Origin of the sequence: Stenotrophomonas sp. NRRL B-14846 (genome assembly GCF_050473585.1) — a bacterium.
Classification (GTDB): domain Bacteria; phylum Pseudomonadota; class Gammaproteobacteria; order Xanthomonadales; family Xanthomonadaceae; genus Stenotrophomonas.
Map to the genome: position 1 here is coordinate 163,028 of NZ_JBFLUN010000023.1, position 23,067 is coordinate 186,094.

Sequence of the window (23,067 nt, forward strand, 5' to 3'; positions counted from 1 at the left end):
CTGCCGGTTGATTTCAAATCAGGCAAATCAACTGGTATTGGCTGTCTATACTTCCCCAATTATGGTCCCGGCACGCTCCAGTGCAGGGAATGATCGGGTTGGAGAAGTCCCATGCGAGTCCTAGTTCTCGGCAGCGGCGTGATCGGCACCACCAGTGCCTGGTACCTGCGACAGGCCGGGTTTGAAGTCACGGTCATCGACCGCCAACCCGGCCCGGCGCTGGAGACCAGCTTCGCCAATGCCGGCCAGCTGTCGTTCGGCTACACCTCGCCGTGGGCGGCCCCGGGCGTGCCGAAGAAGGCCATCGGCTGGCTGTTCGAGAAGCACGCGCCGCTGGCGATCAAGCCGGGCATGGACCTGGCCCAGTACCGCTGGCTGTGGCAGATGCTGCGCAACTGCACCCACGAGCGCTACGCGATCAACAAGGCGCGCATGGTGCGCATGTCCGAGTACAGCCGCGACTGCCTGAACGAGCTGCGCGCGCAGATCGGCATCGAGTTCGAAGGCCGCGACCTGGGCACCACCCAGCTGTTCCGCACCCAGCAGCAGCTGGATGCCTCGGCGCAGGACATCGAGATCCTGGCCCAGTACGGCGTGCCGTACGAGGTACTGGACCGCGCCGGCATCATCCAGGCCGAACCGGCCCTGGCCCATGTCGATGGCCTGGTCGGCGCGCTGCGCCTGCCGCGTGACCAGACCGGCGACTGCCAGCTGTTCACCCGCCGCCTGGCGCAGATGTGCGTGGATGCCGGCGTCGAATTCCGCTTCGACCAGGACATCACTGGCCTGGAGTTCGATGGCGACCGCATCACCGGCGTGCGCATCGACGGCAAGCTGGAAACCGCCGACCGCTTCGTGGTCGCGCTGGGCAGCTATTCGCCGGCGCTGGTGGCACCGCTGGGCATGCGCCTGCCGGTGTACCCGCTGAAGGGCTATTCGCTGACCCTGCCGATCACCGACCCGGCGATGGCGCCGACCTCGACCATCCTCGACGAGAGCTACAAGGTGGCGGTGACCCGCTTCGACGACCGCATCCGTGTCGGTGGCATGGCCGAAGTGGCCGGCTTCGACCTGTCGCTGTCGCAGCGCCGCCGCGAGACCCTGGAACTGGTGGTCAGCGACCTCTACCCGAAGGGCGGCGACCTGTCGCGCGCGCAGTTCTGGACCGGCCTGCGCCCGGCCACGCCAGACGGCACGCCGGTGATCGGCGCCACGCCGTTCCGCAACCTGTACCTCAATACCGGCCACGGCACCCTGGGCTGGACCATGGCCTGCGGCTCCGGTCGCTACCTGGCCGACCTGATGAGCGCGCGCCAGCCGCAGATCAGCACCGAAGGCCTGGATATTTTCCGCTACGGCCAGTACGGTCACGCCCCGCAACATGAGAACCGCACATGCGTCCTGCCCGCGCGCTGATCGATCTGGGCGCCCTGCGCAGCAACTACCGGCTCGCCCGTGAACTGGGCGGTGGCAAGGCCCTGGCGATCATCAAGGCCGATGCCTATGGCCATGGCGCGGTGCGCTGTGCGCAGGCGCTGGAAGGCGAGGCCGATGGTTTCGGCGTGGCCACCATCGAAGAGGCGCTGGAACTGCGCCAGGCCGGCATCCGTGCGCCGATCCTGCTGCTGGAAGGCATCTTCGAGCCCAGTGACATGGCGCTGGTGGCCGAACACGATTTCTGGTTCGCGGTGGGCTCGCCGTGGCAGCTGGAAGCGCTGGTCGCGTTCGACAGCCCGCGCCCGCTGACGGTGTGGCTGAAGCTGGACAGCGGCATGCATCGCCTCGGCCTGGACGTGGACAGCTTCCGCGCGGCGCATGCACGCCTGTCGGCGCTGCCGCAGGTCGAGCGCATCGTGCTGATGACCCACCTGGCGCGCGCCGACGAGCTGGACAGCGAACGCACGCACGAGCAGGCGGCGACCTTCGCGCGGGCCATCGACGGCCTGCACGGCGAGACCAGCGTGTGCAACTCGCCGGCACTGCTGGGCTGGCCGGACGTGCGCAGCGACTGGGTCCGCCCAGGCCTGATGCTGTACGGCGCCAACCCGCTGCCGGACAACACCGCGTTGACCGAGCGCCTGCGCCCGGTGATGACGATGCAGTCCAAGGTGATCGCCGAGCGCTGGATCGAGGCCGGTGAGCCGGTGGGCTATGGCGCCCGCTTCGTGGCCAAGGCGCGCACCCGCGTGGGCGTGGTCGCGCTCGGCTATGCCGATGGCTATCCGCAGTTCGCACCGAATGGCACGCCCGTGCTGATCGATGGTCAGCCCGGAGCCCTGATCGGCCGCGTGTCGATGGACATGCTGACCGTGGACCTGACCTCGCATCCGCAGGCCGGCATCGGCAGCGTGGTGGAACTGTGGGGTTCTGCGCCGACGCTGTCGGAACTGGCGCCGCGCTGTGGCGTCAGCGCCTACCAGCTGCCCTGCGCGGTCAAGCGCGTGGCGAAGGTGTACGTGTAGCGCCGAGCCCACGCTCGGCTCTGGTAGCGGCCGACCATGGTCGGCGCTTTGAATGCGTGTCGACCAAGGTCGACACCTACAGGTGGGTCGCGCCGCCCGGGATCAGCGTGCAGCGGTGGCCTGCGTTGTCAGCTGCCGCTTCACCCAGTCGTCGATCAGGCGCTTCTCGTAGCGCAGCGGGTCGCTGTCGCTCTTCAGCCCCAGGTTGTGCAGGTAGCCGGTATCGCTGAGCTTGGCTTCGCCCTCATCGACGATGCGGCCACTGGCGTCCTTCAGCGTGTACTGCAGCGTGATCCGCGGCGGATAGATGTCGCGCATGATCCGGATGTCGCTGCCGCGCGGGCCGTGCCAGGGCTCGTAGTCGCCGGCGCGCTTGATGTCGACCAGGGTCACGTCCAGGGTCTGCCCGGGCTGCAGCGGCTTGGCCGCCGTGGTCTGCACGTAGCTGGCCAGCTGCTGCACCCAGTTGCCGCGTTCGGCCTCGAAACGGTTGGTGCTCTGGCGGATTTCGGTGAATTTGGCCGGATCGTCCCACTTCACGCTGACCGGGCCATTGGCCTGCAGCGCACGGGGCGCATCCGGATCGGTGACGGCGCGCGGCGCGGCGTTCGCGCTGCCCGCCATGAGGGCGCCTGCCAGCAGCAGGGCAGTGGCCAATGAGCGGTTCATGACGGTCTCCTGCGCCCCTTCGATGGGGACGATGCGGTTTACAGCTCGAGTGTGATCCCGCTTTCCCGTCGCCGCAACGGCCGATTGCGACATCCGCAAGAGTGGTTGCCGCCAATTCATCGTCGTCAACCATGACTGACGGCGCTTGACGCTGTGAATACGCCCTTTGGAAGATGCTGTGCCTCCAACCCGGCCTGCACAGACGCCCTTGTCCACACTGCCGCCCCTCGTGGAGCGCCCACCGATGATGGTGGCGGCGCCCGAACCCGACCTGCATCATGGCGTGCTTGAGCGCATCAACGCCGGTTTCTGCGTGATCCAGGTGCTGTTCGAGGGCGACCGTGCGGTCGACTATCGTTTCATCGAGGTCAACGACGCCTTCGAGCGCCACACCGGCCTGAAGGACGCGCGCGGCCAGCGCATGAGCCTGCTGGAGCCGCACCACGAGGAAGACTGGTTCCGCATCTACGGCGAGGTCGCACGCAGCGGTCGCCCCGCCCAGTTCGAGATGGAAGCGCGCGCGCTGGGCCGCTCGTTCGCGGTTGACGCGGTGCGCGTGGGCCGGCCGGGCGAGGACAAGGTCGGCATCCTGTTCTTCGACATCACCGCGCGCAAGCAGATGGAAGTGGAGCTGGGCGAGAGCGAGGCCCGCTTCAGTGCGCTGGCCGATGGCCTGCCGATGCCGGTGTGGGTGCTCGACGAGCGCGGCCATGCCCGCTTCGTCAACAGCGCTTTCAGCGAATTCTTCGGCGGTGACGAGACGCGTGTGCCGGAAGACGTCTGGCGTGGCCTGGTGCATCCGGACGATGCGTCGGTATTCGAGTACGAACTGCAGGAAGCGCTGAAGGCGCAGCGCTCGATGCATGCGCTGGTGCGTGCGCGCCGTGCCGATGGCCAGTGGCGCTGGCTGGAGATGAACGCCCGTCCGCGCTTCTCGCGCATGGGGCGCTTCATCGGCCTGGCCGGCAGCAGCCCGGACGTGACCGAACGCCGCGAGATCGAACTTGCACGCGAGGAACTGCTGCAGTCCGAGCGCGCTGCGCGCAGTGCTGCGGAAAACATGGCGCGGCTGAAGGATGAGTTCCTGGCCACGCTGTCGCATGAGCTGCGTACGCCATTGACCACCATTCTCGGCTGGAGTGAACTGCTGCTGCAGCGCGTGGACAACACCAGCCCGCTGTACAAGGGCCTGAACGTGATCGCCAACAGCGCCGGTGCGCAGAAGCGGCTGATCTCGGACATGCTCGACCTCAGCAGCATGCTGCTGGGCAAGGTGCAGCTGGAGGTGGAAGTGCTGGACCTGAGTACGCTGCTGGGCGAGGCCATCGGCGCGCAGGAGCTGGTGGCCGAAGGCAAGGCGCTGGACGTGCACCTGCAGCTGCCCGAACAACCGAGCCTGGTGCTGGGCGATGCCACGCGCCTGCAACAGGTGTTCTGGAACCTGCTCTCGAACGCGATCAAGTTCACCCCGGCTGAAGGCCGCATCGATCTGCAGCTGCGGGCTGACGGCAACCACTGGGAGATCACCGTGCGCGATACCGGTGATGGCATCGCGCCCGAATTCCTCAATCATCTGTTCAGCCGCTTCCGCCAGGCCGATGGCACCACCACCCGACGCCATGGCGGCCTGGGCCTGGGCCTGGCGATCGTGCAGCAGCTGGTCGAACTGCATGGCGGCACGGTCACTGCCGCCAGCGAGGGCCACGGCCACGGCGCTACGTTCACCGTGCGCCTGCCGCAGCACATTCCAGATGCCGAGCGGCGCCCGCTGCGCGAAGTGATCAGCGGGCCGATCCTGGAGCCGGTGATCGTCGAGCCGTATCCGCTGCGCGGCATGCACGTGCTGGCGGTGGAAGACCAGCCGGAAGTGCTGGAGTACCTGCGGCGCATGCTGGAAGAGCAGGGCGCCAGCGTGTCCGCGGCCAGTTCGGCCGGCGAGGCACTGGCGTTGCTGGCCGACACCGGCCATCTGCAGTACCACGTGATGCTGACCGACATCGGCATGCCGGGCATGGATGGTTATGGCCTGGTGCGCACGCTGCGCGAGGACATGGGCGTGGATGCCATGACCCTGCCGGCGGTAGCCGTGACCGCGCTGGCGCGTGCCGATGACCGCCGCCGTGCGCTGGCATCGGGCTTCCAGGAGCACGTGGCCAAGCCGTACTCGGTGGCGCAGCTGGTGGCTGCGGTGCGCAAGGTGCAGGTACCCCGCGCGGACAGCGCGCTGCACTGAGCATTCACGGCCGATCGGCGACCCTGCGTGCAGGAGGTCGCCGATGTCCCGCATAGCTCCCCGTATCCATACCGATCCGGCGCAGATCGCGCGCCTGGAAGCCCTGCTGCCGCAGCTGGAAGGCGAAACGCAGGTGGAACTGACCCTGCACGATGGTCGCCGCCTGCTCGGCACCGTCGCGGTGAAACCGACGGTGCAGCAGTACCGCAACGAGGCTGGCGACGAAGGCAGCAACGGCCAGTTGCGGCTGGATGACTACGACACGCCGGTGCAGCAGCACCACGTGTGGCTGGACGAGATCGACAGCATCCGTAGGTTGCCGCCCAGGGTCTGACGGCAACCTGCCAACTCCATCCACGCATGGCGTGGATCTACTGGAAAGAGGGCCACGCATGGATGTGCATGACCTCGTCATCGGCCAGGCCTCACGCCATCCGCGCATGGCGTGGATCTACCAGAGGTTGCAGTAGAGCCACGCCATGCGTGGCTGATGCGCTCAGTGCTCGAACAACGTCGGCGTCGCCTCGAACCGGCGCGCGTAGGCGCGTTCTTCAGCGACCCGGGCCACCTCGTCATCGGCCAGGTCCGGCGCGCCGTATACCGCATAGGCCACGCTGCCATCGGCGCCGTGGCCGACCTGGTGCAGCCGGTAACGCGAGTGGCCGCCGCCGGTGTCCTCGGGGTAATGCACGGGCGGATGGCTGCCTTCCAGGTCCATTTCACTGTTGTCGACCACGCCACCGACGAACAAGGCTCGCATGCAGGTTCTCCTGGGTTTCCGGGGGAGCCTCTACCCTGAACGTTTCAATGTTTCTGGCAGATCAAGGCCCCGTTCGGGTTTCGCAAAGCGGCCTGCCGGGGCGGGCCCGGCCAAGCCGGTACAATGGACGGCCCTCACGCTTGAAGTACCCGCGCCGATGGCCTCCAGCGACGACGCCCCCCTGCAGACCCTGCTCCTGCCGTTCTCCCAAGGCGCCCTGCGCTGGCCGGAGGGCCCGGTGGCCTTCCTGCGTGCCCGCGATGGCTGGCCGCTGCGCGAAGCGGCCGGCAACCGCGAAGTGCACTGCGAACAGAGTTTCGCCCCGTTCGCGCAGCCGCTGCAGCAGGCCGCCGGCTGGACCGTCAGCGGCCAGCTGGACGATGTGGCCGGCAAGGGACGTTACCCGCTGGTGCTGGTGCTGCCACCGCGCCAGCGTGAAGAAGCCCGTGCGCTGTTCGCCCGCGCGCTGGCGCTGGTTGCCGAAGGCGGCCGTATCGTTGCCTGCCAGTCCAACAACGAAGGCGCGCGCTCCGGTGAAGGTGATCTCAAGCAGTTGACCGGCCTCGGTGGCTGCCTGACCAAGAACCACTGCCGCGTGTACTGGACCGCCCCGCTGCAGGGCCAGCACGACGCCGACCTGGCCAAGCGCTGGTCGGCGCTGGATGCGGTGCGCCCGATCATGGGCGGCCGCTTCCTCAGCCGCCCGGGCGTGTTCGCCTGGGACCGCATCGATCCGGCATCGGCGCTGCTGGCCGAGCACCTGCCGGCCGACCTGGCCGGCCGCGCCGCCGACCTTGGCGCCGGCTACGGCTATCTGTCGCGCGAGCTGCTGGAACGCTGCCCGAAGATCACCGCGCTGGACCTGTACGAGGCCGAGCAGCGTGCGCTGGCCCTGGCCGAACTGAACCTGGCGCCGCCGCCGCGCGCGCTGCCGCTGCGCTTCCTGTGGCAGGACGTCACCGCCGGCATCGAGCCGGGCTACGACGTCATCATCAGCAACCCGCCGTTCCACACGCCGTCGCGTGCCGACCGCCCGGACATCGGCCAGCGCTTCATCGCCGTGGCCGCGCAGGCGCTGCGCCCCGGCGGGCGCCTGTACGTGGTGGCCAACCGCCATCTGCCGTACGAGCACACCCTCAACGACAGCTTCGGTGCGGTGCGCGTGGTTGCCGAGCGCGACGGTTTCAAGCTGGTTGAAGCAGTGAAGGGGAAGGGCAAGTGAAGCTGGTCAAGCACATCGCCAACCTGGGCTATGGCAGCCGCAAGCAGGTGCAGTGGATGTTCCGCGAAGGCCGCGTCACCGACGCCGACGGCGAAGTGCTGTACGCCGATGACCAGGTGCCGCACGAGGCGATCCGCGTCGATGGCGAGCCGCTGGATCCGCCGGTGGGGCTGTCGATCGCGCTGCACAAGCCCGCCGGCTACACCTGTTCGACCAAGGACACCGGCCGCCTGATCTACGACCTGCTGCCGCCGCGCTTCCGCGACCGCGATCCGGTGCTGTCCACCGTGGGCCGCCTCGACCGCGAGACCAGCGGCCTGTTGCTGCTGACCGACGATGGCGGCCTGCTGCACCGGATCATCTCGCCGAAGTCGAAGCTGCCGAAGGTCTACGAAGTGGAACTGAGTGACGACCTGCGCGGCGACGAAGTGGCGCTGTTCGCCAGCGGCACGCTGATGCTGGAGTCCGAGAAGACCCCCCTGCTGCCGGCTGAACTCGAAGTGCTGGAGGCGCGTCGTGCGCGCCTGGTACTGCATGAGGGCCGCTACCATCAGGTACGCCGCATGTTCGCCGCCACCGGCAACCACGTGCAGGCCCTGCACCGCAGCCGCGTCGGCGGGCTGGACCTGCAGGGGCTGGACGAAGGGCAATGGCGGCAGCTCACTTCCACCGACCTGGACACGCTGTTCGCTCCATGACCACCATCGCTGCGCTGCCGTTCCTCCCCGACGCCGTCATCTTCGACATGGACGGCCTGATGATCGACAGCGAGCGGGTCTCGCTGGCCTGCTGGAGCGAGGCCGCCGACGAATTCGGGCTGGGCCTGGAGGAAGCGGTGTTCCTGCGCATGGTCGGCCTCGGCGACCGCGATACGCATGCGTTGCTGCGCGCGCAGGGCATCGAGGACAGCGTGATCGATGCAGTGGCGGCACGTTGCCATGAGCTGTACGAAGCACGCACGCAGACCGGGCTGCCGCTGCGGCCGGGCATCCTGGAGCTGCTGGAACTGCTGAAGGCGCACGCGGTACCGCGTGCGGTGGCGACCACCACGCGGCAGCCGCGCGCCAACCGCAAGCTGGCGGCCGCAGGCCTGCTGCCGTACTTCGATGCTGTGATCACCAGTGGTGACGTGGCGCGGCCGAAGCCGGCGCCGGACATCTACCTGCTGGCCGCGCAGCGGCTTGGCCAGGTGCCCGAGCGCTGCCTGGCGCTGGAAGACTCACCGGCCGGCACGCGGGCCGCACTGGCGGCCGGCATGACCGTGATCCAGGTGCCGGACCTGGTGCATCCGGATGAAGAGCTGCGCGCACTGGGCCACTGCATCGTCGGCTCGCTGGTGGACGCGCACGCGCTACTGTTGCCGCTGCTGCCGAAATAAGGTGGGTGCCGACCGTTGGTCGGCACACCTGCCCAGTCACACGCGCCCGAACACCAGCGCAGCGTTGGTGCCACCGAAGCCGAAGCTGTTGGACATCACCGTGTCCAGCTGCTGCTTGCGGCTCTCGCGCAGGATCGGGAAATCCACCACCTTCGGGTCCAGCTCGCCGATGTTGGCCGAACCGGCGACGAAGCCATCGCGCATCATCAGCAGGCAGTAGATCGCTTCGTGCACGCTGGCCGCACCCAGTGAATGGCCGGACAGCGCCTTGGTCGAGGACAGCGGCGGCACCGCGTCGCCGAACACTTCGCGGATCGCGTTGAGCTCGGTGACGTCGCCCAGCGGCGTGGAGGTGCCGTGGGTGTTGAGGTAGTCCAGCGGGCGATCGACGCCCTGCAGGGCCATCTTCATGCAGCGCACCGCGCCTTCACCGGACGGTGCGACCATGTCGGCGCCATCGGAGGTGACGCCATAGCCGATCAGCTCGGCATGGATGTGCGCACCGCGCGCTACGGCGTGGTCGTAATCCTCCAGCACCAGCATGCCGCCGCCACCGGCGATGACGAAGCCGTCGCGGTCCTTGTCGTACGGGCGCGAGGCGCTGGCCGGGGTTTCGTTGAAGCTGGTCGACAGTGCGCCCATCGCGTCGAACATCACGCTCATCGACCAGTGCAGGTCTTCGCCACCACCGGCGAACATGATGTCCTGCGCACCGTGGCGGATCATGTCCGCGGCGGCGCCGATGCAGTGCGCCGAGGTCGCGCAGGCGGCCGACAGCGAGTAGCTGACGCCCTTGATCTGGTAGGCCGTGGCCAGGCAGGCCGAGACCGTCGAGCACATCGTGCGCGGCACCATGTACGGGCCGACCTTGCGCACGCCACGTTCGCGCAGCAGGTCGACCGCACCGATCTGCCACTCGCTGGAGCCGCCACCGGAACCGGCGATCAGGCCGGTACGCAGGTTGCTGACCTGCTCGGGGCTGAGCCCGGCATCGGCGATGGCATCGCGCATGGACAGGTAGGCGAAGGCCGCCGCATCGCTCATGAAGCGCTTCTGCTTGCGGTCGATCAGCGCCTCCAGATCGAGGTCGACGCGACCGCCGACCTGGCTGCGCAGGCCCGCTTCGGCGTGGTCGGCCAGGGCGGTGATGCCCGAGCGCCCTTCGCGCAGCGCAGCCGAAACGGTATCCAGATCATTGCCGAGGCAGGACGTGATGCCCATGCCGGTGATGACGACGCGACGCATCAGAAGCTCCCGGTTTCAGTGAACAGGCCGACGCGCAGGTCGCGCGCGCTGTAGATTTCGCGATCATCCACGTACATGCGGGCGTCCGACTGGGCCATCACCAGCTTGCGGTTGATGACCCGGCTGATGTCGATCTCGTAGCGCACCAGCTTGGCCTCCGGCAGGACCTGGCCGGTGAACTTCACCTCGCCGCAGCCCAGTGCGCGGCCCTTGCCGGGGGCGCCCAGCCAGGTCAGGAAGAAGCCGGTCAGCTGCCACATGGCATCCAGGCCCAGACAGCCGGGCATCACCGGGTCGCCGATGAAGTGGCAGCCGAAGAACCACAGGTCCGGGCGGATATCCAGCTCGGCGCGTACCATGCCCTTGCCGTGCGGTCCGCCGTCCTCGTGGATGTCGGTGATGCGGTCGAACATCAGCATCGGGTCGTTGGGCAAACGGCCGGCAGCGGTGCCGAACAGTTCACCGCGTGCGCTGGCCAGCAGCTGTTCGCGGTTGAACGCGTGGAGACGGGTCATGAAGCACAATCCTGGAAGCGGGGAAACGGGAAACAAGCGCTCGAGGATGCCCGTGGAAACTGCCCCGATCAAACATTTCAACCGTACGCAACCGTAGTGTTTTCAATGGAATACGCGCATCCTGTTGATGTGCAACGACCATACTTCGGCGTGTGGCCCGCTCGGCCCGCCCCCGCCCTTTCCACCTGACATGACCCGACTGCGCAAGATCATCCACGTCGACATGGACGCGTTCTACGCGTCGGTGGAGCAGCGCGACGATCCGTCACTGCGCGGCAAGCCGGTGGTTGTGGCATGGCGTGGTGCACGTTCGGTGGTGTGCGCGGCGTCGTACGAGGCACGCGTGTTCGGCGTGCGCTCGGCGATGCCGGCCGTGCGTGCCGAGCGGCTGTGCCCGGATGCGATCTTCGTACCGCCGGACTTCGCACGTTACAAAGCGGTGTCACAGCAGGTGCGCGAGATCTTCCTGCGCCATACCGACCTGGTCGAGCCGTTGTCGCTGGACGAGGCGTACCTGGACGTGACCGAGCCGAAGAGCGGCATCGAACTGGCCACCGACATCGCCCGTACCATCCGCACCCAGATCCGCGAGGAAACCCGGCTGACTGCTTCAGCCGGGATCGCACCGAACAAGTTCCTGGCCAAGATCGCCTCGGACTGGCGCAAGCCCGACGGCCAGTTCGTGATTCCACCGCAGCGGGTGGACGCCTTCCTGCTGCCACTGCCGGTGAACCGCGTGCCCGGCGTCGGCAAGGTGATGGAAGGCAAGCTGGCCGCGCGTGGCATCGTCACCTGCGGCGACCTGCGGCAGTGGGCACTGATCGACCTGGAAGAGGCGTTCGGCAGTTTCGGCCGCAGCCTGTACAACCGCGCACGCGGCATCGACGAGCGGCCGGTGGAACCGGACCAGCAGGTGCAGTCGATCTCTTCGGAAGACACCTTCGCCGAGGACCTGCCGTTGGAAGACCTGGGCGAGGCGATCGTGCAGCTGGCGGAGAAGACCTGGAATGCCACGCGCAAGACCGAGCGCGTCGGCCACACCGTGGTGCTGAAACTGAAGACCGCGCAGTTCCGCATCCTCACCCGCAGTTTCACCCCCGAGCGCCCGCCCGAGTCGATGGAAGAACTGCGCGACATCGCCCTGGCCCTGCGCGCCCGCGTCGACCTGCCGGCCGAGACCCGCTACCGGCTGGTGGGTGTCGGCCTTGGCGGCTTCCGCGAAAAGGAGCCGGTAGTGCAGGGGGAGTTGTTCGAGCACGAACCGAACGATTCCGCATCCATCTGATCGTCAAAGACGGGGTCCGACCCCGTGCCGACCAACGGTCGGCACCCACCATAGCAGCGGGTTCCGACAGATAGCGGGAAACTGTCGAAGGCGGGGTGGGTCCGGTTGCGGGGGCGTGAGCCGCATGGATGCGGCGACCGAGCTTACATGGACGTACTTGCAGCGCCCCCCGCAACCGGACCCACCCCGCCCACCCTCAGGAAACCAGCTGTTGCTGTTGCTTCGGCTGTTGCCGTGGCATTGAGCAGGTGCAGGGCGCAGCCCTGCAAAAGAAAACCCCCTGGCTCATGGCCACTGCATCTCGCCCTTGGCCACCTTCGCACTCAGCTCCAGCGACGCCACGCCGGCCAGCTTCGGGTAGCGCGCCTGCATCGCCTTCACCAGCGCCGCACTGTCCTTGGCCTTTGCCGTCTCGGCGTCGAATGCGCGGATGTAGTCCGCGGTGAAGCGCAGCGCACTGGCATCCAGTGCCGCACCCGGCGCGTAATGCCCCGGCACCACCACCTTCGGCTTCAGCGCCTGCAGCCGCTGCAGGGTCTGCAGCCAGTCGGCATGTGACTTCGGGGTCTGCGTGTCGGCCATCCACACGTGCTCGCCCGCCACCACCGGAATGCCACCGACGATCGCGCGCAGTGACGGCACCCACAGCACCGTGCGGTCCGGCGTCGGCCCATCCAGGCCGATCAGCGGCAGGCGCTGGCCTTCCAGCTGCAGGGCATCGCCGTCCAGCACCTGCGGCACCACGATGCGCGCGGGCACGTCGGCACCCATCTTCGGTCCCCAGTAGGCCAGCTTGCCGGCCTGGGTCTGCTGGATGTGGGCGACGGTCTGCGCGGTGGCGACGATGCGTGCCTGCGGGAACGCGTCCTGCACGGTGGCCAGGCCGAAGTAGTAATCCGGATCGCCGTGGCTGATGTAGATCGTGGTCAGCTGCTTGCCGTTGGCACGGATCAGCTCGACCAGCTTGCGCGCGTCACTGGCACCAAACTGCGCATTGACCAGGATCGCGTCGTGGCGGCCTTCGATCAGCACCGAGGACACCGAGAACATCGCCTGCGGGCCGGGATGGAAGGTCTGCAGGTGCAGCTGGGATTTCGTCGCCGTGGCGGGCGCTGCGGTGGCCGGCGCGGCCAGCAGCGGCGCACTGGTGAAGGTGGCGGCCAGGGCGAGGGGAAGCAGCAGGGCAGCGGTACGCATCGGAATTCCTTGTGTAGAGCCGAGCCAATGCCCGGCTGCAGGTTCGCGTAGCGCCGGGCGCGGGCTCGGCGCTACAAGGGACGCACGTGGATCAATACGCCGCGGTGATGATCTGCTTCGGATACGCGTGCGCTTCCAGCTCGGCGACGAACGCCGCGCCGTAGTCGGCGTAGCTGATGCGGCTGTGGCCGCTGGCGTCGGCCAGGAAGGCCTTGGGCTGCACGCGGTACTGGCCGCGCTCTTCGCCCGGGCCGATCTCGGCGGCCGGCGAGAAGAAGGTCCAGTCCAGGTCATCCACCGCCTGCAGGCGGTTGAATGCCTCACGGTGGGCCAGTGCGTACGGCTTGTAGGCGTCCGGGAAGGTGGGGGTATCGACCAGCTGCACGCCGGGCGCGACTTCCAGGCTGCCGGCGCCACCGACCACGACCAGGCGCGGCACACCAGCCTTGCGTGCGGCGGCGGCCAGCTGCGCGGCGACCTCGCCGACGCGGCCGATGTCATCGCCCGGGCGCGGGCCGTAGGCACTGGCCAGCACGTCGTGGCCGGTGATGGCGGCGACCAGGGCGTCCTGGTCATCCAGCGAGGCGATCACCGGGTGGGCACCGGCCAGTTCAGCCGGAAGGTCCTGTGCGCTGCGCACGATGACGGTGAGTTCGTGGCCGCGGGCCAGCGCGTGGCGGGCGATCTGGCGGCCGATGTTGCCGGTGGAACCAACGAGGGCGATCTTCATGGCAGGACTCCGTGGGGCGGTGTGGGGTGGGAATGGGGCCACTCTAGGCCGCTGCAGTCGCTCGAAAAACAGCGTATAACGCGCTTGTTTGTTGCATGGATCGAGCATATGGACCGATTGACCGCCATGACCGTGTTCGTCGAGGTGGCCGAGCGCGGCAGCCTCACCGCCGCTGCCGAGGTGCTGGACATGTCGCGGGCGATGGTCAGCCGCTACCTGGCCGAGGTCGAGGGCTGGCTGGGTGCACGGCTGCTGCACCGGACCACGCGCCGGGTCAGCCTGACCGGTCCGGGCGAAGCGGCATTGGCGCGCTTCCGGCAGATGCTGGCGATCGGCGAAGAACTGCAGGGCGAGCTGGCCAGCGATGATCCCGAGCCGCACGGCACGCTGCGCGTGACTGCCAGCGTCTCGTTCGGGCAGAGTCACCTGGCGCGGGCGGTGGCCGGCTTTGTTGCGCGTCATCCGGCGGCACGCATCGAGCTGCTGCTGGTCGACCGCACGGTGAACCTGGTGGAGGAGCGGGTGGACCTGGCGGTGCGTATCGCGCGCCAGATCGACCCCAGCCTGATCGCACGGCGGCTGGCCACCTGCCGCTCGGTGCTGTGCGCGACGCCGTCCTACCTGCAGGCACGCGGCACGCCGACCGCTCCCGAGCACCTGGCCGCGCACAACTGCCTGACCCACCACTACGTCGGCAAGAGCCTGTGGCAGCTGCACCGCGACGGTCGTTCGCTGTCGGTGGCGGTAGGCGGCAACATCAGTGCCAACGAGGCCTCGCTGCTGCTGGAGGCGGTGCGCGCCGGTGCCGGCATCGCCATGCTGCCGACCTACCAGGTGGCGCCGCTGCTGCGCAGTGGCGAGCTGATCGAACTGCTGCCCGGATTCAGCCTGGACGAACTCGGCATTCATGCCGTGTACGCATCACGGCGCCAGCAGCCCGCTATCATGCGCCGATTCCTGGACTACCTGGCCGAGTGTTTCGCCAGCCCGGCCTTCCAGGATCTGGATTGGCGCCCACCGGGCAAGGAGAACACATGAACCATGGACAGGCCTTGATCGACCACAACCGTGCTGCCTGGGACCGCCAGGCCAGCGAAGTGCGCGAATGGTCGCGCCCGGTGGAAAGTTCAACCATTGCCGCCGCGCGCGAAGGCCGCTGGCAGGTGCATCTGACCCCACACGCGCTGCCACTGGACTGGCTGGGCGATGTGCGCGGCCGCCGCATCCTGTGCCTGGCCTCGGGCGGTGGCCAGCAGGCGCCGGTGCTGGCGGCGGCCGGCGCCGACGTCACCGTGTTCGACCTGTCCGATGGGCAGCTGGAACAGGACCGCCGGGTCGCCGCGCGCGATGGCCTGCAGCTGCGCACCGTGCAGGGTGACATGCGCGACCTGCACGTATTCGCCAACGACAGTTTCGACGTGGTGTTCCATCCGATCTCCAACCTGTACGTGCCCGACGTGCGCCCGGTGTGGACCGAATGCCGCCGTGTGCTGGCACGCGACGGGATGCTGATGGCGAGCTTCTACAACCCGGTGCTGTTCGTCGGTGCGCGTGATCCGCAGCTGGATGCACAGGGTCTGATCCGGCCGCAGTACGCCATTCCCTATTCGGACCTGGAAGACCTGGCGCCGGCCGAGCGCGAGGCAAAGCTGGCCCGCGGCGATGCGCTGACTTTCGGCCACAGCCTGACCGAACTGATCGGTGGGCAGCTGGATGCCGGCTTCGTCATCGATCGCTTCATGGAAGACTGGCAGCCGCAGCCGCGCTTCCTGATCGACCGCTATCTACCCACCTTCCTCGCCACCCGCGCGCGCAGGATCGGCTGAGGCGCAGCGGGGGGAGGATCTGCGGAAAAAGCGGCGGCGTACAATGGACGGCCCCACGTTCCCTAGGTGCCGTCCCTTGTCGTATCCCTATCCGCTGGTCGTGTTCGACCTTGATGGCACGCTGGTCGACAGCGCGGCTGATATCGCTGAAGCGCTGAACCGCACGCTGGAGGACATCGGTGTGGCACGCGTGCCGGAAGCCACGGTGCTGGGCTGGATCGGCGATGGTGTGCGCCGCCTGGTCGAGCAGGCCGTGCATGCCGCCGGTCGCGAGGTCGACCTGGCCGAAGTGATGCCGGTGTTCATGGTGCACTACCGTGAGTGCCTGCTGCGCAGCCCGCGCCTGTTCGATGGCGTGGCCGAGGCACTGGCGCAGCTGCGTGCACGCGCTGTTCATCTGGCGATTTGCACCAACAAGCCCGAGCCGCTGGTGCCGCCGCTGCTGCAGCACCTGGGCATCGGTGATGCATTCGCGTTGGTGCTGGGTGGTGATTCGCTGCCGCAGCGCAAGCCCAGCGGTGAGCCGCTGCGGCATATCGCTGCGCACTTCGGGCTGCCGGTCGACGCCTGCCTGATGGTGGGTGACTCGCTGACCGACTACCGCGCCGCCGAAGATGCGGGCATGCCGATCGCACTGGTGCGTTATGGCTATCCGCGTGGCCTGGACCTGGCCACCGCGCACGCCGTGGCAGTGATTGACGACCTGCGTGAGTTGCCGGGGTTGGCCGCGGGCGTTCCGGTGTAGAGCCGAGCCCACGCTCGGCTGCTTCATTGCGTGAGCCGAGCATGGGCTCGGCTCTACAGTAGATCGACGCCACGCGTCGATGGCATCAGGCGGCGCCGGGCGATGCCCGGCGCGCGCTTTCACTTCGGCTGGTAACGCACGCTCAGCTGGTACTCGCGGCCGGGCTGGTTGAACCACGCCACCGTCTCGTAGCGGCGATCGAACACGTTGGCGGCACGTGCCAGCAGCGACCACTCCGGCGTCAGCGCGTACTCGGCGCGCAGGTCCAGCGTGCCGTAGCCGCCAACCTTCACTGCGTTGGCGGCATCGTCATAGCGCTTGCCCGCACCCTGCACGGTCAGGCCGGCGCGGAAATCGCCGAAGCGGCGGTCGACGTCCAGGCGTGCGGTCTGCTGTGCACGGCGCGGCAGCCAGTTGTCGAACTGGGTGCTGCCGTGGGTGCGGTTGCGCGGGTCGGTGTAGCTCAGCTGCGCGTTGATGTCGAAGCCGGCCAGCAGCACGCCACCGGTCAGCTCGGCACCGCGGATGCGTGCCTTCTCCACCTGCTGCATCTTGAAGGTTGCCGCGTCGTAGGTGATCAGGTCATCGATGCGGGTCTCATAGACGTCCAGGCCCCAATGCCAGCCCTGGCCCTGCTGCGAAACACCGAGGTTGGCGCTCTTGGACTTCTCCGGCTTCAACGTCGGCACGCCGCTCCACGGGTCGTACAGGTCGCTGAAGGTCGGCGCCTTGAACGCGGTGCCGTAGCTGGCGTTGACGCGCAGGCCGTGGTCCAGCTGCATCGCCCAGCCGAGACTGCCGGTGGCGTGGTTGCCGAACTGCTGGTTGTCGTCGTTGCGTGCGCTGGCCTGCAGCTGGTGGCGGCCGAAGCGGCCCTGGTACTGCACGAACACACCGGTGTTGCGGCGGCTGTCGACAAGGTAGCCCGCGCTGCTGCCATCCAGGTTGTCTTCGCTCCAGTCCACGCCGGTGCTCAGCAGCTGGCCTTCGGCCAAGGTGAAGTCACCCTGCAGCGAGGCACTGTCGCGGTGGGTCTGCGCGCTGCCGCGTGCGCCGAAGTCGCCGAAGTTGTCCGACTCGTTGTCGCTGCGGCCGACGTTGGCGGTGAACGCCAGGCGCTCGGACGGGGTGTAGCGCACCTTGCCGGCCAGCACCTGCTGGCGGGTTTCCGAGTAGTTGTAATAGCCGTCGTAGTGGTTCTTGCCGTCGGCGCGCAGCGCGCTGCCTTCCACGTTCCACTGGTCGTTGAAGGTGTAGCCGCCACGCAGGCTCTTGGACAGGTTGCGGTAGCCGTCGCGGTCGGGTTCGTCGGCGAAGCAGCCGGTGAACAGCGTCGCCGAGCCACGGCAGGCATCGATGCCATCGGAATGCTGGTAGGCGATGTCGGCGCCGAACCAGCCGCGTTCGGTGCCACCACCGATGCCGCCGCTGGCTTCGCGCAGGCCGTTGCTGCCGCCACCGAGCTGGAAGTGCGGAGCAAAATCGCCCTGGTTGCGGCGGGTGAAGATCTGGATCACGCCGCCGATGGCGTCGGCGCCGTACAGGCTGGACTGCGGGCCGCGCACGATTTCCACGCGTTCGATCTGCGCCAGCGGCAGGTCCTGGTACATGGCCAGGCCGAGGTCGGCACTGTTGATGCGCACGCCATCGATCAGCACCACGGTGTGGCCCGAGTTGGTGCCACGCAGGAACAGCGAGCTCTGCTTGCCGAGGCCGCCGGCATTGGTCAGGTTGATGCCGGCACGGCCGCGCAGCAGCTCCTGCAGCGAGGTGGCCTGGCTGGATTCGATCTGCGCGCGGTCGATCACCTGGGCCGGCGCGATGCTGTCCTGCAGGGCGATCGGGGTGCGGGTGGCAGTGACCAGGACCTGGTCGAGCGCGGTGGTGTCATCGGCGGCTTGGGCCAGCGCGGGCAGGGCGGCCAGCACGGCCAGGGACAGCATTCGGGACTGCAGCTTCATGGGGGACTCCAGGTGCCACGCACGCCCGCGTGGCGAAGGGGAGGAGCCGCGAAGGCAGGCATGCGCCGACGCCGCAGCGCAGGCTGCGGTCATCCAGCGCCATGCCCACCGCATCGCGACCTGAGGCTTCCGGGCCGGTCTCCGGGCTTGCCGCCGGGTGGCGCGAGGCCACCGTCCAGGCGCCTTCCCATGCCTGCGGCACAGTGGCGTTGTTGCCTGGAACTGACGTGCTTACCGTTGCGGGGGCAGCGCCGGCCTGGCGTGGAATCACGCGTCACCGGCTTCCCGTTTCAACCTGCCGGCCGTGGCCGCAGGTCACCTGGAAGTGCGCGCAGTCTACGGCATCGCAGGCGGCCCGTAGCGTCGAGCCTGCTCGACTGCCTTTGCTGTGCCCTTAGAATGGTCCCTCGATCCCGTGGTGCCGTTGCCAATGTCTGCCCGTTTTCCGCTGTTCCCGCGTTGCCTGTACAGGACGCACGCATGATCCTCGACCTGGTCCGCCATGCCGGCAACGGTCGCGATGAGTTCCTCGATGGCCGCAGCGATCCACCGCAGCTGGCCCGCCTGCCGCAGGAACTGGTGGACGCCTACGCTGCGCAGCCCTGGGAGCGGGTGATCAGTTCGCCGCGGCTGCGCTCGCTGCACACGGCGATGGCCCTGGCCACCCCGCGTGGGCTGGACGTGGAAGCGGACGAGGAATGGGAAGAGCTGGATTTCGGCGATTGGGACGGGCAGTCGCTGTTTGACCTGCCGGAGGACGCACTGGCGGCCTTCCATGCCGATCCGCATGCATTCCCGCCGCCGAACGGCGAAAGCTGGGGCCACTTCGAGCGGCGCATCGCGCGCGCGCTGGATCGCCTGCTCGATGATGACGACCCGGTGCCGACGCTGGTGGTCAGCCATGGCGGCCCGCTGCGCATGGTGCTGTCGCAGGTCTGTGGCCTGCCGATGTCGCTGTGCTGGGCATTGCGCATCGACCACGGCACCCGTCTGCGGGTGTGGCTGGAGCGCGGCGAGGTCGGGCTGGTGGGCGAGCTGCTGGAGCTGCAGCAGCCCTGAGCGCACCCGCCGGGCATGGCCCGGCGCTACCGATCCCGCATCACAGTGGTAGTGCCGGCCGCTGGCCGGCATGCCCAGGAACGCGGAGGCCTCAATCCTCGTCGGCGTGCTCGGCCACGCTGTCTTCCGCGTCATCGTCGGCATCGAAACGCTGCTCATGCACCGGGCCCGAAGCGGGGCCGGCCGCCTTCAGAGGGTGCGCGGCGATGCGTGCTTCGTAATCCTGCACCAGCGCCTCACGCTGCGGCTCACTCAGTTCCTGCCAGTGGCAGTCCAGCAGCGCGCCTTCCAGCGAGTACAACAGGTTCAGGCTGGGCTTGAAGCCCGCGCGCTTGACCTTGACGAAGGCGCCGACCGCGCCGATCGCAACCAGGTCCTCGCGGCTGCGCAGGCCGACCTGGCGCAGCCAGGCTGCACTCTTGGGGCCGATGTTGCGCAGCTTCGGCGCGCTCATCCAAGTGCCTCGACGAACACGCGGGCGATGGCTTCCAGGCCGGCCTGGTCGTCGGCGTCGAAGCGGCCGACCTTCGGGCTGTCGATATCGAATACGCCGATCAGTTCATCGCCGCACAGCAGCGGCACCACCAGTTCCGAACGCGAGGCCGAATCGCAGGCGATATGGCCGGGGAAGGCATCGACGTCGTCCACGCGCTGGGTCACCCGCTGGCTGGCGGCGGCACCGCACACGCCCTTGTCCAGCGGGATGCGCACGCAGGCCGGCAGGCCCTGGAACGGGCCGACCACCAGCTCCTTGCCGTCGTACAGGTAGAAGCCCACCCAGTTCAGGTCGGGCAGGGCGTGGTAGACCAGTGCGGAGAGGTTGGCCGCGTTGGCGATGCGGTCGGACTCGGCGTAGACCAGGCCACGGGCCTGTTCCAGCAGCTGGGCGTATTGTTCCGGCTTGCTGCCGGTAAGCGAGGCATTGGCGAACATGCCCGCAGTCTAGCAAGCACGCCGGGCCGGCGATAATGCACGCTCTGTCGTCCCGTTGGAGCCCATCGATGCCATTGCCCGCTACGCTGCCGCCCGCCCTGTTCGTTACCGGCACCGATACCGAGATCGGCAAGACCGCGGCCAGCACCGCGCTGCTGCATGCGCTGCGTCGGCGCGGCCTGCGCGCGGTGGGCATGAAGCCGGTGGCCAGCGGCAGCGAAGACCTGGGGCAGGGCCTGCGCAACGAAGATGCGCTGGCCCTGCAGGCCGCCAGCTGGCCGGTGCCGGACTATGCCGACCTGAATCCGTACGCGCTGCGGCAGCCGCTGGCACCGGAGCTGGCTGCTGCCGAGGATGGCGTGCGGGTGGAGCTGGCGCCGATCGTGGCCGCGTTCGCGCGATTGCGCGCGCAGGCCGATGTCGTGGTGGTGGAGGGCGTTGGCGGCTGGTTGGCGCCGGTCTCGGCCACGCTGGACCAGCTGGACCTGGTACGTGCACTGCGGCTGCCGGTGCTGCTGGTGGTCGGCATGCGGCTGGGCTGCGTCAACCATGCTCGGCTGACCGCGCAGTCGCTGCAGGCCAGTGGCGTGGAGTGCCTGGGCTGGATCGGCAACCACATCGACCCGGCGATGCAGCGCCAGGACGAGAACATCGCGACGTTGCAGCAGCGCCTGCCGATGCCGTGCTGGGGACGGCTGCCGCATCTGCCGGGTGCGAAAGGCGAAGCGCTGGCGGCGCATCTGCTCGATTGATCCTGGGTAGTGCCGGCCGCTGGCCGGCAACTGCATCCACCTGGCGATCCCGGGGTTGCCGGCCAGCGGCCGGCACTACGGTGCTGCAGCCGCCAGCTCCCGCGCGATCGCACCCAGCCGCTCCACCGCGCCGATGAAGCGCGCATCCAGCGTCTGGCAGCACGCCAGCCGCAGGCAGTGGCGGTAGCGCGCGCCGCGCGAGTACACGCGGCGCTGGGCGTGCACCTGCTTGAGTGATCCTGGGTAGTGCCGGCCGCTGGCCGGCAACTGCATCCACCCGGCGATCCCGAGGTTGCCGACCAGCGGCCGGCACTACCGTGCTGCAGCCGCCAGCTCCCGCGCGATCGCACCCAGCCGCTCCACCGCGCCGATGAAGCGCGCATCCAGCGTCTGGCAGCACGACAGCCGCAGGCAGTGGCGGTAGCACGCGCCGCGCGAGTACACGCGGCGCTGGGCGTGCACCTGCTTGAGTGATCCTGGGTAGTGCCGGCCGCTGGCCGGCAACTGCATCCACCCGGCGATCCCGGGGTTGCCGGCCAGCGGCCGGCACTACCGTGCTGCAGCCGCCAGCTCCCGCGCGATCGCACCCAGCCGCTCCACTGCGCCGACGAAGCGTGCGTCCAGCGTCTGGCAGCACGACAGCCGCAGGCAGTGGCGGTAGCGCGCGCCACGTGAATAGACCTGGCCGGGCATGAACACGATGTCCTCCTGCAATGCACGCTCGAACAGCTCGCGTGTATCCACGCCGGGCAGTTCCAGCCACAGCAGGAAGCCGCCCTGCGGTTCGGTGGCGCGGGTGCCTATCGGGAAGTGTTCTGCCACCAGCTGGCGCAGCCGTCCCACCTGTTCGCGGTACAGCCGGCGCATGCGGTGCAGGTGATGCTCGTAGCTGCCGGCTTCCAGATACGCCGCCACCGCATCGCCGAGCAGCTGCGGCTCGCCACCGGTGGACTGGAATTTCAGCAGCGCGATGCGCTCGGCGAAGCGGCCGCCATCCAACCAGCCGATGCGGTAATCCGGTGCCAGTGTCTTGGAGAAACCTCCGACCACCATCACCCAGCCGTCGCGATCGAAGGCCTTCAGCAACGGCGCCGGCGGTTCGCAGAACTGCAGCTCGGCGTACACCGCATCCTCGATCAGCGGCAGTTGCCGTGCGTTGACCAGCTCGGCCAGGCGCTGCTTGGCGGCGGTCGGCATGGTGCAGCCCAGCGGGTTGTGCACGGTCGGCATCACCACCAGCGCGGCCAGCGGCGTGTGTTCCAGCAGCGCATCCAGCGCATCCACATCCAGGCCGTGCTGCGGATGGGTGGGCAGCTCGATGGCCTGCAGGCCGAGGTTGGCCAGCAGGGGGTACAGGTTGAAGTAGGACGGCGCCTCGATGCCCACCGCATCACCGGGCTGGGTGACCGCGCGCAGCGCCAGCTGCAGGGCCTCCATCGCACCATGGGTCAGCAGCAGGCGTTCGCTGTGGGTATGCAGGCCCATGCGTGGCCCACGCCGCACGATCTGCGCCAGCAGCCGTGGCGAGCCGTTGGGGCGCGCGTAGGTCTCCACCGTCTGCTGGCCGTGGCGCAGCACCTGCGCGGTGTGCCGGGCCAGCTGCGCGCCCGGATAGAACTGGCGCCCGCGCGGACCGGCGAAGGCCAGGTCGATCACACCGGGGCGACGTTGTGCCTCCAGCACGCGAGCCATCAACACCTGCTGCAGCGGCGCGGTGGGTGCGGACGGGGTATCACGCAGCGAACGCTCCGGCACCGACAATCGCGGCGCCACCTCGAAGCCGGCTTTGGGCCGCGGAATGACCAGGCCGGCGTCCTCCAGTTGGCGATAGGCGGCAATCACCGTGTTCAGGCTGAGCCTGCGCTGCAAGGCCATCTGCCGCAGCGAAGGCAGGCGGCTGCCGACCGGGAGGCGTCCGCCGTGGATGGCCTCGGCCAGTTCGTCGGACAGCCGTTGGTAGCGGGGTGGGATCATCGCGCTCTGGTCATCTGTATCCATCGAATTTCCCGCCATCTGGTGCTGTACCCATGATGATGGCGAGCCTAGCATGTCGTTGTCGGCCGGGCCTGATCGGGGCACGGCCGATACTTCCCAA

Annotated in this window: 25 protein-coding genes and 1 riboswitch; of the genes, 13 read left to right on the forward strand and 12 right to left on the reverse strand. The window is 68.4% G+C overall.

What is annotated here, in order from left to right:
• Positions 1-111 precede the first annotated feature (111 nt).
• Together AB1281_RS22600 and alr are read left to right on the forward strand one after the other, a co-directional pair.
• A complete protein-coding gene (locus AB1281_RS22600; RefSeq protein ID WP_014035841.1) occupies positions 112-1,416 on the forward strand; it encodes a D-amino acid dehydrogenase in 1,305 nt (434 codons plus the stop codon).
• A complete protein-coding gene (alr, locus tag AB1281_RS22605; RefSeq protein ID WP_430347106.1) occupies positions 1,395-2,462 on the forward strand; it encodes an alanine racemase in 1,068 nt (355 codons plus the stop codon). Before AB1281_RS22600 ends, alr begins: the two co-directional genes overlap by 22 nt.
• Before the next feature lie 102 nt (positions 2,463-2,564).
• Here the strand turns inward: alr and AB1281_RS22610 are convergent, their stop codons facing one another.
• Complete coding sequence (locus AB1281_RS22610) at positions 2,565-3,131, reverse strand: DUF3016 domain-containing protein (RefSeq protein WP_075675473.1); 567 nt, start codon at positions 3,129-3,131, stop codon at positions 2,565-2,567.
• A 244-nt stretch (positions 3,132-3,375) separates the two neighbouring features.
• Between AB1281_RS22610 and AB1281_RS22615 the strand changes: the two genes are divergently transcribed.
• Both AB1281_RS22615 and AB1281_RS22620 read left to right on the forward strand, forming a co-directional pair.
• Complete coding sequence (locus AB1281_RS22615; protein WP_430347107.1) at positions 3,376-5,364, forward strand: PAS domain-containing hybrid sensor histidine kinase/response regulator; 1,989 nt, start codon at positions 3,376-3,378, stop codon at positions 5,362-5,364.
• Between the two features lie 43 nt (positions 5,365-5,407).
• Positions 5,408-5,698, forward strand: coding sequence for a DUF3247 family protein (locus AB1281_RS22620; RefSeq protein ID WP_430347108.1), 291 nt, complete (start codon positions 5,408-5,410; stop codon positions 5,696-5,698).
• A gap of 162 nt (positions 5,699-5,860) precedes the next feature.
• Here AB1281_RS22620 and AB1281_RS22625 read toward each other — a convergent pair whose 3' ends face one another.
• Complete coding sequence (locus AB1281_RS22625) at positions 5,861-6,124, reverse strand: hypothetical protein (protein ID WP_005407925.1); 264 nt, start codon at positions 6,122-6,124, stop codon at positions 5,861-5,863.
• A 157-nt stretch (positions 6,125-6,281) separates the two neighbouring features.
• On the opposite strand from AB1281_RS22625, the gene AB1281_RS22630 reads away from it, so the two are divergent.
• Genes AB1281_RS22630 through AB1281_RS22640 form a run of 3 tightly spaced genes read left to right on the forward strand, consistent with a single transcriptional unit; the run spans position 6,282 to position 8,724 of the window.
• Entirely contained in the window at positions 6,282-7,346 is a 1,065-nt protein-coding gene (locus AB1281_RS22630) for a class I SAM-dependent methyltransferase (protein WP_075675470.1), read from the forward strand.
• Positions 7,343-8,044, forward strand: coding sequence for a pseudouridine synthase (locus AB1281_RS22635; RefSeq protein WP_075675469.1), 702 nt, complete (start codon positions 7,343-7,345; stop codon positions 8,042-8,044). The genes AB1281_RS22630 and AB1281_RS22635 overlap by 4 nt, the downstream gene beginning before the upstream one ends.
• Positions 8,041-8,724 (forward strand): HAD family hydrolase, encoded by a 684-nt coding sequence (locus AB1281_RS22640; protein ID WP_430347109.1) that lies wholly within the window; start codon positions 8,041-8,043, stop codon positions 8,722-8,724. The genes AB1281_RS22635 and AB1281_RS22640 overlap by 4 nt, the downstream gene beginning before the upstream one ends.
• Before the next feature lie 36 nt (positions 8,725-8,760).
• On the opposite strand, the gene fabB is transcribed toward AB1281_RS22640, so the two are convergent.
• Positions 8,761-9,969 carry a beta-ketoacyl-ACP synthase I gene (gene fabB / locus AB1281_RS22645; RefSeq protein WP_430347110.1) on the reverse strand — a complete coding sequence of 403 codons (1,209 nt, stop codon included), beginning with the start codon at positions 9,967-9,969 and terminating at the stop codon, positions 8,761-8,763.
• Entirely contained in the window at positions 9,969-10,484 is a 516-nt protein-coding gene (gene fabA / locus AB1281_RS22650; RefSeq protein WP_135966920.1) for a 3-hydroxyacyl-[acyl-carrier-protein] dehydratase FabA, read from the reverse strand. Before fabA ends, fabB begins: the two co-directional genes overlap by 1 nt.
• Positions 10,485-10,674: 190 nt before the next feature.
• Here fabA and dinB point away from each other — a divergent pair, with 190 nt between their 5' ends.
• Positions 10,675-11,769, forward strand: a complete 1,095-nt coding sequence (dinB, locus tag AB1281_RS22655) for a DNA polymerase IV (RefSeq protein ID WP_430347111.1) — start codon at positions 10,675-10,677, stop codon at positions 11,767-11,769.
• Positions 11,770-12,054: 285 nt separating this feature from the next.
• Here the strand turns inward: dinB and AB1281_RS22660 are convergent, their stop codons facing one another.
• Both AB1281_RS22660 and AB1281_RS22665 read right to left on the reverse strand, forming a co-directional pair.
• Positions 12,055-12,966, reverse strand: a complete 912-nt coding sequence (locus AB1281_RS22660; RefSeq protein ID WP_430347112.1) for an MBL fold metallo-hydrolase — start codon at positions 12,964-12,966, stop codon at positions 12,055-12,057.
• Between the two features lie 91 nt (positions 12,967-13,057).
• On the reverse strand, positions 13,058-13,696 hold the full coding sequence (locus tag AB1281_RS22665; protein ID WP_075675463.1) for an NAD(P)-dependent oxidoreductase: 639 nt from the start codon (positions 13,694-13,696) through the stop codon (positions 13,058-13,060).
• Positions 13,697-13,804: 108 nt separating this feature from the next.
• Here AB1281_RS22665 and AB1281_RS22670 point away from each other — a divergent pair, with 108 nt between their 5' ends.
• From AB1281_RS22670 to gph, 3 genes are all read left to right on the forward strand, one after another.
• Positions 13,805-14,734 carry a LysR family transcriptional regulator gene (locus AB1281_RS22670; RefSeq protein WP_005415135.1) on the forward strand — a complete coding sequence of 310 codons (930 nt, stop codon included), beginning with the start codon at positions 13,805-13,807 and terminating at the stop codon, positions 14,732-14,734.
• Positions 14,731-15,522 (forward strand): class I SAM-dependent methyltransferase, encoded by a 792-nt coding sequence (locus AB1281_RS22675; RefSeq protein ID WP_430347113.1) that lies wholly within the window; start codon positions 14,731-14,733, stop codon positions 15,520-15,522. Before AB1281_RS22670 ends, AB1281_RS22675 begins: the two co-directional genes overlap by 4 nt.
• A gap of 76 nt (positions 15,523-15,598) precedes the next feature.
• Positions 15,599-16,267 (forward strand): phosphoglycolate phosphatase, encoded by a 669-nt coding sequence (gene gph / locus AB1281_RS22680; protein ID WP_430347114.1) that lies wholly within the window; start codon positions 15,599-15,601, stop codon positions 16,265-16,267.
• A gap of 119 nt (positions 16,268-16,386) precedes the next feature.
• Here gph and btuB read toward each other — a convergent pair whose 3' ends face one another.
• Entirely contained in the window at positions 16,387-18,228 is a 1,842-nt protein-coding gene (gene btuB / locus AB1281_RS22685) for a TonB-dependent vitamin B12 receptor (protein ID WP_430347115.1), read from the reverse strand.
• A gap of 115 nt (positions 18,229-18,343) precedes the next feature.
• A riboswitch (cobalamin riboswitch) is annotated at positions 18,344-18,566 on the reverse strand.
• Between the two features lie 142 nt (positions 18,567-18,708).
• Here btuB and AB1281_RS22690 point away from each other — a divergent pair.
• Positions 18,709-19,287, forward strand: a complete 579-nt coding sequence (locus tag AB1281_RS22690) for a histidine phosphatase family protein (protein ID WP_032128728.1) — start codon at positions 18,709-18,711, stop codon at positions 19,285-19,287.
• A gap of 91 nt (positions 19,288-19,378) precedes the next feature.
• Here the strand turns inward: AB1281_RS22690 and AB1281_RS22695 are convergent, their stop codons facing one another.
• Together AB1281_RS22695 and AB1281_RS22700 are read right to left on the reverse strand one after the other, a co-directional pair.
• A complete protein-coding gene (locus AB1281_RS22695; RefSeq protein WP_014035860.1) occupies positions 19,379-19,741 on the reverse strand; it encodes a TfoX/Sxy family protein in 363 nt (120 codons plus the stop codon).
• Positions 19,738-20,220: a GAF domain-containing protein gene (locus tag AB1281_RS22700; RefSeq protein WP_430347116.1), complete on the reverse strand. Its 483-nt coding sequence runs from the start codon at positions 20,218-20,220 to the stop codon at positions 19,738-19,740. The genes AB1281_RS22695 and AB1281_RS22700 overlap by 4 nt, the downstream gene beginning before the upstream one ends.
• Positions 20,221-20,288: 68 nt before the next feature.
• Between AB1281_RS22700 and bioD the strand changes: the two genes are divergently transcribed.
• A complete protein-coding gene (bioD, locus tag AB1281_RS22705; RefSeq protein ID WP_430347117.1) occupies positions 20,289-20,972 on the forward strand; it encodes a dethiobiotin synthase in 684 nt (227 codons plus the stop codon).
• A gap of 75 nt (positions 20,973-21,047) precedes the next feature.
• Here the strand turns inward: bioD and AB1281_RS22710 are convergent, their stop codons facing one another.
• The 3 genes from AB1281_RS22710 to AB1281_RS22720 are packed head-to-tail and all read right to left on the reverse strand — an operon-like array spanning position 21,048 to position 22,970.
• On the reverse strand, positions 21,048-21,245 hold the full coding sequence (locus tag AB1281_RS22710; protein WP_430347237.1) for a hypothetical protein: 198 nt from the start codon (positions 21,243-21,245) through the stop codon (positions 21,048-21,050).
• Positions 21,246-21,284: 39 nt separating this feature from the next.
• Positions 21,285-21,482 carry a hypothetical protein gene (locus tag AB1281_RS22715; protein ID WP_430347118.1) on the reverse strand — a complete coding sequence of 66 codons (198 nt, stop codon included), beginning with the start codon at positions 21,480-21,482 and terminating at the stop codon, positions 21,285-21,287.
• A 39-nt stretch (positions 21,483-21,521) separates the two neighbouring features.
• Positions 21,522-22,970: a PLP-dependent aminotransferase family protein gene (locus AB1281_RS22720; protein WP_430347119.1), complete on the reverse strand. Its 1,449-nt coding sequence runs from the start codon at positions 22,968-22,970 to the stop codon at positions 21,522-21,524.
• Positions 22,971-23,067: the final 97 nt, after the last annotated feature.

Excerpts from the sequence above, each read along its gene's own strand:
- AB1281_RS22670 (WP_005415135.1), top strand. The coding sequence starts at position 13,805 with ATGGACCGATTGACCGCCATGACCGTGTTCGTCGAGGTGGCCGAGCGC.
- AB1281_RS22600 (WP_014035841.1), top strand. The coding sequence starts at position 112 with ATGCGAGTCCTAGTTCTCGGCAGCGGCGTGATCGGCACCACCAGTGCC.
- fabA (WP_135966920.1), bottom strand. The coding sequence starts at position 10,484 with ATGACCCGTCTCCACGCGTTCAACCGCGAACAGCTGCTGGCCAGCGCA.
- AB1281_RS22690 (WP_032128728.1), top strand. The coding sequence starts at position 18,709 with ATGATCCTCGACCTGGTCCGCCATGCCGGCAACGGTCGCGATGAGTTC.
- AB1281_RS22620 (WP_430347108.1), top strand. The coding sequence starts at position 5,408 with ATGTCCCGCATAGCTCCCCGTATCCATACCGATCCGGCGCAGATCGCG.
- AB1281_RS22630 (WP_075675470.1), top strand. The coding sequence starts at position 6,282 with ATGGCCTCCAGCGACGACGCCCCCCTGCAGACCCTGCTCCTGCCGTTC.
- AB1281_RS22695 (WP_014035860.1), bottom strand. The coding sequence starts at position 19,741 with ATGAGCGCGCCGAAGCTGCGCAACATCGGCCCCAAGAGTGCAGCCTGG.
- AB1281_RS22715 (WP_430347118.1), bottom strand. The coding sequence starts at position 21,482 with ATGCAGTTGCCGGCCAGCGGCCGGCACTACCCAGGATCACTCAAGCAG.
- AB1281_RS22640 (WP_430347109.1), top strand. The coding sequence starts at position 8,041 with ATGACCACCATCGCTGCGCTGCCGTTCCTCCCCGACGCCGTCATCTTC.
- fabB (WP_430347110.1), bottom strand. The coding sequence starts at position 9,969 with ATGCGTCGCGTCGTCATCACCGGCATGGGCATCACGTCCTGCCTCGGC.
- AB1281_RS22610 (WP_075675473.1), bottom strand. The coding sequence starts at position 3,131 with ATGAACCGCTCATTGGCCACTGCCCTGCTGCTGGCAGGCGCCCTCATG.
- AB1281_RS22710 (WP_430347237.1), bottom strand. The coding sequence starts at position 21,245 with ATGCAGTTGCCGGCCAGCGGCCGGCACTACCCAGGATCACTCAAGCAG.
- btuB (WP_430347115.1), bottom strand. The coding sequence starts at position 18,228 with ATGAAGCTGCAGTCCCGAATGCTGTCCCTGGCCGTGCTGGCCGCCCTG.
- AB1281_RS22625 (WP_005407925.1), bottom strand. The coding sequence starts at position 6,124 with ATGCGAGCCTTGTTCGTCGGTGGCGTGGTCGACAACAGTGAAATGGAC.
- AB1281_RS22720 (WP_430347119.1), bottom strand. The coding sequence starts at position 22,970 with ATGGATACAGATGACCAGAGCGCGATGATCCCACCCCGCTACCAACGG.
- AB1281_RS22700 (WP_430347116.1), bottom strand. The coding sequence starts at position 20,220 with ATGTTCGCCAATGCCTCGCTTACCGGCAGCAAGCCGGAACAATACGCC.
- AB1281_RS22615 (WP_430347107.1), top strand. The coding sequence starts at position 3,376 with ATGATGGTGGCGGCGCCCGAACCCGACCTGCATCATGGCGTGCTTGAG.
- alr (WP_430347106.1), top strand. The coding sequence starts at position 1,395 with ATGCGTCCTGCCCGCGCGCTGATCGATCTGGGCGCCCTGCGCAGCAAC.
- AB1281_RS22665 (WP_075675463.1), bottom strand. The coding sequence starts at position 13,696 with ATGAAGATCGCCCTCGTTGGTTCCACCGGCAACATCGGCCGCCAGATC.
- AB1281_RS22675 (WP_430347113.1), top strand. The coding sequence starts at position 14,731 with ATGAACCATGGACAGGCCTTGATCGACCACAACCGTGCTGCCTGGGAC.
- AB1281_RS22660 (WP_430347112.1), bottom strand. The coding sequence starts at position 12,966 with ATGCGTACCGCTGCCCTGCTGCTTCCCCTCGCCCTGGCCGCCACCTTC.
- dinB (WP_430347111.1), top strand. The coding sequence starts at position 10,675 with ATGACCCGACTGCGCAAGATCATCCACGTCGACATGGACGCGTTCTAC.
- bioD (WP_430347117.1), top strand. The coding sequence starts at position 20,289 with ATGCCATTGCCCGCTACGCTGCCGCCCGCCCTGTTCGTTACCGGCACC.